Source organism: Mycoplasma leonicaptivi ATCC 49890, assembly GCF_000622205.1.
Taxonomy (GTDB): Bacteria; Bacillota_I; Bacilli_A; order Mycoplasmatales; family Metamycoplasmataceae; genus Mycoplasmopsis; species Mycoplasmopsis leonicaptivi.
The window spans coordinates 1-10,726 of sequence record NZ_JHWE01000030.1 but is presented as its reverse complement, the minus strand read 5'-3'; the positions used below and the strand labels follow the sequence as shown (position 1 = coordinate 10,726).

General features: G+C 25.6%; 7 protein-coding genes. 5 read left to right on the top strand and 2 right to left on the bottom strand.

Features of this window, described 5'->3' with window-relative positions:
* A partial coding sequence (locus BU00_RS0102200) for an IS256 family transposase (RefSeq protein ID WP_027121309.1) occupies nt 1–821 on the top strand: 821 nt, incomplete at its 5' end.
* Between the two features lie 293 nt (nt 822–1,114).
* Here the strand turns inward: BU00_RS0102200 and BU00_RS0102195 are convergent.
* A complete protein-coding gene (locus BU00_RS0102195) occupies nt 1,115–3,520 on the bottom strand; it encodes a P68 family surface lipoprotein (RefSeq protein WP_027121308.1) in 2,406 nt (801 codons plus the stop codon).
* A 414-nt stretch (nt 3,521–3,934) separates the two neighbouring features.
* On the opposite strand from BU00_RS0102195, the gene BU00_RS05460 reads away from it, so the two are divergent.
* The 4 genes from BU00_RS05460 (at nt 3,935) to BU00_RS0102175 (ending at nt 10,237) form a co-directional block, all read left to right on the top strand.
* A complete protein-coding gene (locus BU00_RS05460; RefSeq protein WP_211246792.1) occupies nt 3,935–4,216 on the top strand; it encodes a DNA methyltransferase in 282 nt (93 codons plus the stop codon).
* 15 nt (nt 4,217–4,231) lie between these two features.
* A complete protein-coding gene (locus BU00_RS05415; RefSeq protein ID WP_211246793.1) occupies nt 4,232–4,453 on the top strand; it encodes a DNA methyltransferase in 222 nt (73 codons plus the stop codon).
* 39 nt (nt 4,454–4,492) lie between these two features.
* Entirely contained in the window at nt 4,493–5,107 is a 615-nt protein-coding gene (locus tag BU00_RS0102180; protein WP_027121307.1) for a ribonuclease HII, read from the top strand.
* Between the two features lie 108 nt (nt 5,108–5,215).
* Entirely contained in the window at nt 5,216–10,237 is a 5,022-nt protein-coding gene (locus BU00_RS0102175; protein WP_027121306.1) for a DUF1410 domain-containing protein, read from the top strand.
* Nucleotides 10,238–10,471: 234 nt separating this feature from the next.
* Here BU00_RS0102175 and BU00_RS05230 read toward each other — a convergent pair.
* The coding region (locus tag BU00_RS05230; RefSeq protein WP_036458922.1) for a hypothetical protein at nt 10,472–10,726 on the bottom strand (255 nt) is incomplete at its 5' end.

Sequence of the window (10,726 nt, the reverse complement as noted above, 5' to 3'; positions counted from 1 at the left end):
ATGAAATTTATGGTATTGATGTTGAACCTTCTTTTATTAGTAGGATAACAGATAAGATAATGCCGCAAATTATTGAATGAAGAAATAGACCACTAGAAAAAGAATATGCAATGGTTTTTATTGATGGAATCAGATTTAAAGTTAAGGAAGAAAATAGACTTGTTGAAAAATCAGTATATATTGTAATGGGTTACACTTTAGAAGGTAATAAAGATGTTTTAGGTTTTTGAATAGGTGAGTCAGAAAGTGCTAAATATTGAATGCAAGTACTAAATGACCTAAAATTAAGGGGTGTACAAGAAATTTTTATACTTTCTAGTGATAATTTAACTGGTATTTCAAATGCTGTAAAAGCGGTTTTTCCTAATACTCAAATTCAAAAATGTATTGTTCATCAAATTAGAAACTCAGTAAAATTTGTAAATTATAAAGATTTAAAAGAGTTTACAAAAGATATGAAAAATATTTATCAATCAAATAATATTGATGAAGCAACAAGGTTTTTACAAATTTTTGAAGACAAATGAAAAGATAAATATATGTATGCTATTAAAAGTTGAAGAAATAATTTTGAAGAATTAGTAACATTTTTTAACTTTCCAAAAGAAATAAGAAAACTAATTTATTCAACAAATATTATTGAAAATCTTAATAGAAATATAAGAAAAATAACTAAGACAAAAACCTCTTTTCCAACAGAAGAATCCTTAATGAAATCAGTGTATTTTGCTATAACAAATCAACTTCAAAAATGAGATAAAATAACTCCTAACTGAGGTCAAATATTAAGCCAATTATTAATAATTTTTAAAGAAAAATAAACATTTTACTACAAAGTTTTTTGTCTTACTTTTTTTTCAAAAAGTAAGGTCTCCCTTGATTGCAATCAAGGGACGGAAGGGTTAAAAACAACAAAAAACCAAACAAAACAAAAAGCGGAAAATTAAGTTTCCGCATTTTTGCTTTTTGTTTGGTTTTTTGTTATAATTAGACCAGATTTGTGTTTTGCTATCGCAATTCTCTTATTATCAAAAAATAAGTTTATGAGAATTTACACAAAATATCGTACAGTCCCAAATCTTAACGCATATGTGTTAGATTTTATTATATAAAATTACTTATTTCTTGTGCTTGCAGTGGCTTTTTGAACCCAAGTGTCATAGGTGTTTTTGTTACTTTCGCCATTAACAGCATTTTTTTGTAAATCATCCCATGCGGCTCTAATTTCAGATCTTATTTTATCTGAATGCTGACCCACAGGTTCTTCAAAAACAAGTGTATTTTCAGTATTAGAAGCATTTACAAAACTTTCAAAAGCGATTTCTAAAAATTTATTTTTACCAATAATTTTATCTTTTATTTCATTGTTTTGATCTTTAAAACCTTTAATCGGTGTTATGTAACCAGTAATAGATTGGAAGTATTCAAGAGGTGTCAATAATAAATCGGTTTTAAGTTCTTTATTATGTTGTTTTCAGTTAACCTTTTCTTTGGAATCAATTAATCATTTCATAAAGATTCTTGTTGCTTCATTGCTAGAAGGGTTTGAATGAATACCCATAATTGATGGTCCCTGTGAAAAAATAACATTTTGTTTATTTTCTTTTCTTCATTTTGAAGGTGTATTTGTTGCAAACAATTCTGATTCATTTAAAACTTCTTGTTGCGATAATGTTACTTTTTTAAATAATGAAGGTTTTAAAATTTCGTTTAATTTTGTATCAAAAACAGTTTTTTTCTTATTGTCATAAACACCTTTAAAAATTAACATTTTATTTTTAATGTTTTTTGTTCCTTTAACAACATCAAAATACATAAAATTATCATTGGTAATTTCAAGTAATTTATTAAGAACAGGATTTTTATTAATGATTTCTTCATTTATCAATCAAGCAATTGAAGAATTTATGTTATCACCAAGGAATTGTTCCATTTTTACTCTATCTTGTGAGTTTGCAAGAGCAACATCATATTCTTTTTGAATAAAATCTGGCGATTCAAAAACAGGATTATTATATTTACCAACATATAGAATTGTTTCAGCAGGTTTTTCTTTATTTTTTAATGAATTATTTAATAAAACAAAATTATCTACATTTCTTTTTAAGTCGAAATTAGTTGAAAATTTTTCACCTGTATTTCCTTGATAAGATACATTGTCTTCTGTATCTTTAATAAAGTTATATGCATAACCTGTTGTTGAAGCTATACCAAATAAAATTTTATGATATTTTTGATTTACAGACGCATATTGTCCATTGTTAAACATTACTGTTGCACCTAAGTTAACACTATCATTTAATGCTCTAAAAATTGTTTGTGCTTTAAAAGTACCTTCACCACCAACATATAAATTATTATATCTGTATGTTTTTGTTGTTTCATCTTTTGAAACAGGCATTAATGAGTTATCCCCATCAAGTTCAGCGTATAATGATTGATAAAACACACCTGCAGCATCATCTATTCCAAGCACGTGTACATCTGAACTAGCTCCAACACTAGATTTAGTAAACATTTTTTGCACAAGATTTGCAAATTTTATTAAGTCAGAATAGTTTGAAAACACATCTTGATTTAAAACGAATTGGCCTTTATATCCTGATTCTTCAAGTAAAACATTAATATTTGTTATTGGAAGACCTCAAAGTTCTTTTACCGCTTCTCTATCACCTCTACCTTTTTCAATTAATTCATCAAAATTAATTCTATCTCCATTTTGTATTGATACACCATTTTCTTTTAAGGTGTCTAAAACATAAGATAAAACAGATGTATTCATTGTTAATACATTTGTACTTTTTAAAAGAGGTAATATATATGTACCTTCATTAAAGATTTTTTCAGTATCAAAATTTGCGGATACAAATTTTGAATCAAATGAGTTAATATCAAAATTAGTATTCTTATCAAATGAATTAAAAGACATTAACATATTATAATTAGCTAAATCAATCGCTACATTAGGATAGTTAATAATCATATTATAAAAACCATCTTTGTTTTGTGAACCTAATTCTCTTTGTGTTTTTGCTAAACCAGCAGGATAACCAGAACCAAGAGGTTCGTGTTCTACTATTTTAGCCTTAGGACCTAATTTACCTGCTTTAACTTGTTTATTGTATTCTGCTAAAATAAATGATATCCCTTTTACCTGGTGGCCACCTAATGAAAAACTGGTTCCAAGTAAAATTTTATCTTTTTCAGTTTGGTTAAATGTTTTATCTGCTCCTTCAGGATTTGCACCATAAGCAGAATTTTCAATTCTATTTGTATTAATCCCTTTTGATTCCAACTCTTGTTTAATTTGTTGATAAAGTGCAGAAACTTCTTTTGAACTTTTAGAATTGTTAATTTGTTCTTGATATTTTGCTTTTGAATCATCATCTAAAAAGTTTAACATCCATTCTGGATTTGTTTCTTCATTATTTTTTTCATAATTTCCACAAGAAGCAGCAACAGCAGAAAACCCAACTGTTGGCAACAATAGTTGAAATATTTTTTTAAATTTTTTGTTCATAATAATTCCTTTCGTGATTTTGGAAAAATATTATAAACACAATGTCAAACAATGTCAAATAAAAAATTTTTTTTATTTGAATAAAAAATGAATAAAAATTTTGGATTTGATTTTGTTGTGGTATTCTTATTAATTTAATATTTTTAAATACATTTTTTATAATAATATTTTAAAAATAAAATATCATTGTTATATAATAAAACATATTAAGGTTGATATGAAAAAAGAGTTTATAAATAAAATTTTTAATGAAAGTTGTTTTGATTTATTCGAAAAATTAAGTGCTAAAAAAATTTATGTTGATGCTATTATTACTGATCCTCCATATAATATAAGTAAAAAAAATCATTTTCAAACTATTGGTAGGCAAGGAATTGATTTTGGTGAATGAGATAAAGATTTCAATCAAAGGGAATGGTTAGAAAAGCAATTTCTCTTGTTAAAAAAGGTGGGAGCATTATTATTTTTAATGATTGAAAAAATCTTGGAGAAATTGCCTCTGTTTTAGAAGAAAATGATTGTATTGTTAAAGATATAATAAGATGAATAAAGCCAAATCCGATGCCAAGAAATATTAAAAGAAGATATGTTACAGACTTTGAATTTGCTATATGAGCAAAAAAAAGTGCAAAATGAACTTTTAATTTAAAAGAAGATGAAATTTATAAAAAACCTGAATATAATTTTTCAGTATAAAACGGAAAGAACAGAATTCATCCTACACAAAAACCTATTAAATTAATTGAAGAAATTATTTTAAGACATACAAATGAAGGGGATATTATTTTAGATCCTTTTTCTGGTTCTGGTTCCATTTCAATAGCAGCATTATTAAATAAAAGAAATTATATTGCTTGTGAAATCAATCGCGATTATTTTGAAAAATCAATAAAAAAAAGAGAAATATGAAAAAATATGTTATATCTCCTCTAAATCATTTAGGTAATAAATTTAGAATTTTAAAGGAACAAAATGAAGTTTTTTCAAAATTTTGATGAAAATTATAAAAACAAATATAAAAGAATAGCTGGTTGTGATGAAGTGGGACGTGGTTGTTTGGCTGGACCATTAGTTACTGCTTGTGTAATTCTTCCTAATAATTATCAAAATACAGAAATTAAGGATTCTAAAAAACTAAGCGAGCAAAAAAGAGAACAACTTTTTAAAGAAATTGAAAAAGTTGCACTAGAAATAAAGATTTCAATAAGGTCTGTTGAACAAATTAACAATTCTAATCCTAAAAAAGAATCAATATTAGGAATGGAAGAATGTGTTAATAATTTTAATAAAGTAGATTTTGTCATAACAGATTATGAAAAACTAGATATTAATATTCCTCAAATAAATTTAATAAAAGGGGATAATTTATCACAAAGTGTAGCAGCTGCTTCAATAATAGCAAAAGTTACTAGAGATAGAATACTAAATGAAATTCATAAAAAGTTTCCGCAATATGATTTTATAAATAATAAAGGGTATGGAACAAAAAAACATATAGAAGCAATTCAAAAGCACGGAATCATAGATGGTTTTTATAGAACAAAATATAAACCAGTTAAAAAGTTGTTAGAAAATAAAGTTAATTAAGTCTTTTTTAAAATATAAAAAAAGACTTTTTATTTAATATTTTTTAAACTTTTTCCAATATTTGAATTATTTTGTAGTGTGTTAAAATTAAAACATAAGGGGAAATTTATGAAAAATATTTTTAAAAAGAAAGCATTAAATTTAACATTAATGAGTACATCATTAATTGCTTTCCCGTTAATTGCTGCTTCTTGTCAAAAAGAAACACCAGCAAAAGCTAATCGTATTGACACAATGTCTGTTAAAGAAATTACAAACAATTCTGCAAAAGTAGAGTTATCTTTTTTAACATTTAGAAAAACAGAAAGTAAGGAATTTAGTTTATTATTAAAAAATAATCCTAATTTATTTTCAGCAACAAATGTTGATGAAAATAACAAAAAAGTTATTTTTGAATTAAATGATTTAGTTCCTAATACAGAATATCAAATAGAAAAAATATTTAATGGTGATAAAGAATTAGATCTTTCAAATTCATATTTTATTAAATCTTTTACTACACTAAACAGTAGTTCAGATAAAACACAAAATCCACAACCTAATCCCACACCACAACCAAGTAATCCAATTTCAGGAACAAATACTACACCAACAGATACAAATTCTTCACAAAATATTGAAACAATTTCATTAAAAAATTTATCTGTTTCAACAGTTTCACACAATTCAGCTAATTTAAGATTTACATTTGATACATTACAAAATATATCAAACACAAACTTTAATCTTACATTAAGTAATTCAAATGGATCTGTTAATTTTTCAAATGGTATACTAGATCAAAATAATAAAACGCTTGATTTTAGTCTACAAAATCTTAGTGAAAATACAAGGTACAATGTAGTAGGACTTACTTATAATAACAAAACATTAGATCTATCTAAACTTAGTTTACGTTCTTTTTCAACTTTGGTAAATCCACAAACACCAAATCAACCAACAGAATTAACAAACTTAAGTATTTCTGATACTAAATATAATAAAACAAATATTGATTTAACATTTAATAAAAACATTGAATCAAATTCAAATTTAATTATTCAAGTTTTAGATGTAGCAGCAAATACTACACAAAATTATAGTAATTATGATTTAATTGTTTCAAACTCAGCAAGATTTTCATTAAGCAATCTTAAACCTCAAACACAATATGAAATTAAATCAATAACATTAAATAATGAAAATTTAAATATTTCTAGTTTAGCAAAAACTTTTACAACACCAGAAAAACCAGTTGATAGATTTATAGTTTCTGAAATTAGTGCACAAGATACTAAAAACACCTCAACATATATTAGAGTTAAATTTTCACAACATCAACTTGCAGATGAAGATGTTAAAAACTTTAAACTTAGAGTTAGCGATCAAGAATATTCAACATCAGTATACAATCCTTCATTAGATTATGTTTTATTCTACCTTAGTGGTTTAACAAAAAATCAAGAGTATACAATTTCTTCATTAACAATAAATGATAGTAATATCCCTCTTGAAAATGTTTCAAATAAAGCATTTAGAACAGCAAATAATGATAAAGAAGAACAACTTGATGCAATGCCAGAAAGTGCATTTACAAGAACTGCTGCTTTTTCTGAAATATCTACAAGAAACACATATTATAATGCTCCGCAAAATATTCAACCAAAAGACACTTCATTAAGTTTTACTTCTGATTTTCAATCATTTATTAATAGCAATGATAAACACGCAACATATAGCAAGGATTCATTTGATCAATATACAAAAACTCCAAGAGTTTTAAATGGAACATTTGATGCAAATTATTCAAATTTATCATTAGTAGTAGAAATACCTAATTCAGAACAAAATTTATCATATAAATTAGAGTTTGAAGAAACAAGTAGTTCAAATACAAAAACAACAAAAACTGTTAATTTAACAAAAAATAATGATGGCAAGTTTAGTGGATCAATTACTACATCTAATATTGATTCAATTAAAATTAATAAATTACAAAAAAATGGTAATACAGAAATTAGTAATTTTAATAAGTCATTAAATACTTATTATGAGGTTAAGAAGATTGGGACAAGATCAAGTGAGTTTAGTTTTAAACATTATAAAAATTGAGAATTACAAAGTTCCCCAGGTCTTGGTAAAAAATGAGTATTTGATCCTCAAATAAACAAAGATAATGGTTTACCAAAATTTTTCTGAAGAGTTCAAAAAGTTGATGGAACAGTTACAGATCTTGAATTTAAGAAACCAAATACCACAAGACAAATTAAGGCAGAAATTGATAAAACAGAATACGCAAGATCTATTGGTGTTTTCTATGAAGATAACGGTAAAAAATATGAAGTTATAACTAATACACTTCAAGAACCAAGAATTCCTAATCAACAAAATTCAACAATTGTTGCAAGAAACATTGATATAAATAATGTTTCTGTTTCTAATTCAACTGTTACAATTACCTTTAATCGTAGTTTAGATTCATCAAAAGACTTAAAGGTCTTAGTAAAAGGAAGAAATCCTTTACAACCTTGATCTAAAATTATTACTATTTCAAATAAAAATGGACAAAACGGTACATTTAATACATCAGAATTACAAGGTAATATAAAAGATTATATAGTTACACATTCTCTATATGATTCAAGAGAAACAGTTTATGATTTAAATAATAAATATATGTTTACAAAACCTGTTGGTTTTGAATCAATATCTTTAACTGATTTTAAAGTAATTGGTGATTCAGATAAAAAAATCTTATATGGTTCTGCTAATTTTGATTTGAATAACGAAAAAATCCAAGCATTAAAGGATAAATGATTTGAATTTGTTTTTGAAGTTGATATTCCAAAAGATGACAAAGCAGAATTTTATGGTGGATACTATGTTCAAAGACCAAGTATTTTTGTGCCATTTGAAAAAATTAACAAATTTATTTTATCTGGTTTTATGGAAAGAGTTAAATATTCATTAAAAGAGGTTAATGTTTTAGAGCCATATACACGTTCTAAATATATTAATAATGTTACATTACCTACAACAGATTTAAGTTTTGTTAAATACTTTAATTATGACTTATATAGTGAAATACTAAACGAAGCAGATACAGGTGAAACAACTCTTATAAGTAATAATGATTTAATTACAAGAAAATTAAATTTAACAACTACTGATTTGAGAAATATTTCATTATCAAGCGAAACAAAAAATTCAATACCATATTCAATTCAAAACTTCTATTCATTAATTAATTATAAATATGAAATATTTTATAGTACTCCAAGAGCAACATCTACCCCTACAAATAAACCATTTAAAATGGTAGATGAAAATAATCAAGATGTTGTGTTAAAAAGTGTTGTAGGAAGAGAACTTTTAGTTAATAAAAGAGTTTCATTTAATGAACAACATACAACAGCGACACTTACAAAAGACCTTTCAAGATACACAAACTTAAATCAATTAGATGCTAAGGATGTTTTATTTAATTTTGTATTTGAATTTGATCCAACTCATAAAGTTTTAACTGATCATGGACCAGGTTCTTCAACCAAAAACATTGTTCAAGTACCAGTTTCTTATAAATTAATTAAAGAAAAAAGAACAATTGATAATTCTGTATTTAATGTAGTACATGGTGCTGATAACTATGAAACACAAAACTTGTATCACAAAATTTTAAATTCAATGTATAGATTTAAAGTTTCATTAGAGGGCGATAATTTAAAACTTGAAATAATTGCCAAAGATGAAGAAAATACAAAGATTTTTGATTTTAAACCAGATCATAACTTATCCCTTTATAATTCAGCATTTATTGGAAACCATCATCTTTATGTATTTTATAGAGACAAACAAGGTATTGATGTGAAATTTACTGAAAAAGAATATCAAAATAATAAAATTGCTCAACCTTCAGAAATTGTAACTTATAGAGACCGTTCAGAATTTGATGATCCAAATCATAGTATTATTGGTGTAGATAACTGAGATAAAGATAAATTATTTACTCTATATACTAAATTACAACATGAAAAAGGTACTGTAATTAGATTGTATGATACTGATAAACAAAAATCAATAGAAGATTTAAGAAAACGTAGTTTTGCATTCCAAACACAAGGTGCTTCTTGAACAATTCTTGGTAAAGTTAAACCAAGCGATGATAGTGATCACAGATTCTTTGTAACTACAAATGAACACGTATTTGATGGATTCAGAAGAACTGATTATACAAGTCCAACAAATCCATGAGTTAAAAGGATTATGAAAGATGTTGATATTAAAAAACCTATTCAAACAACAGAACAAAGACATAAAACTGATAAAACCTATCCATTAATAACAACAGATACGTTTAAATTAGGAACAATAAATGTTCCATTAGAACCAATTACCAACTTCTTTAATGAACAATCCTTCCCAACATCTGATGAATACAGGGATAACCAAGGAGATCAACCAAAAAGTAAAGATTCAAGAGTAGCTGATGTTGTGTATGCAATTGCTGACTTTTCATTCTTCTTTGATAATTTTAAAGAAGGCACATCTGATTCATGGTCATACAATGGTAGAAACCTTGATGATAATGAAAAAGAAACAATTAAATTTATTCACGGATGAAAAAATCTTCCATTATTAAAATTATCCACACAAACGCTAGGATTAGATAATTATGTTAATTTAAACGCTTTTGCAGCGCCATTCCCTCTTGGTGTTTCAAATAATGTTGATTCACCAAGAACTGCAACAAAACGTTCTCGTGAATATTTATTAGGTTCATCAATTAAACCACTTGATACAATTTCATATTTAGGTGGACCAAATGGTGCTGGTAAATTTAACAATCCCGCAGTAACTTATGATGAATATTCAATTGATACAGCGGGTGGTTCTTCAGGAACACTTATGTTAGATAACGAAGGCGGTGTTCTTGGATACTTTGTTAGTGGTGAAGCAGCTGATAAAAATAATATTGATGTTAAAGGTACCAAACAAATGTTTATTATCGACTTACACAGAAGCAGTTTTTATGGTAACGGTAATACTCCATTAGGACATACATCATTCTATGAAAGAATGAGGTTATTATCATACTACTACCCAGAGTGATTTGAAGCAAAAGAATTCCAAAACAAACCTAAATTTTATTAAAATGAAAAACATATGTTTAATACATATGTTTTTCTATTTTCTAGTATTTAAGTAATATTTCCCAGTTGCAAAGGTAAAAACTTTTAGCACTATAATACAGTGCTAAAAGTTTTTATTGATATAATTTACTTGTTACCATTAGAAAAATTGCTTTCAAAATTAGTTTTACCCGAGTTTCTCACTTTTATTTCGTAAAAATACGTTTAGACCTTGTATATAGGCCTAAACGTATTTTTATTGATAATTTTTAATTATTATTTTTTGGTATTCATCAAATTTATTTCAAATTAATGGTTCATTAATAACGTCTTCACGTTCATAATTAATAATTTTATTTGTAGATTTATTTATTTCAACTCTATGCCTTACTTTTTTAATAGTATTAATAAAGTTCGTTTCTGTTACTTTTTCAATAACACCATATTTTTCATAAAAACTATTTATTTTGTGGGTAAATAATTTTAATAATGTTAATGATGTAAAACAAAT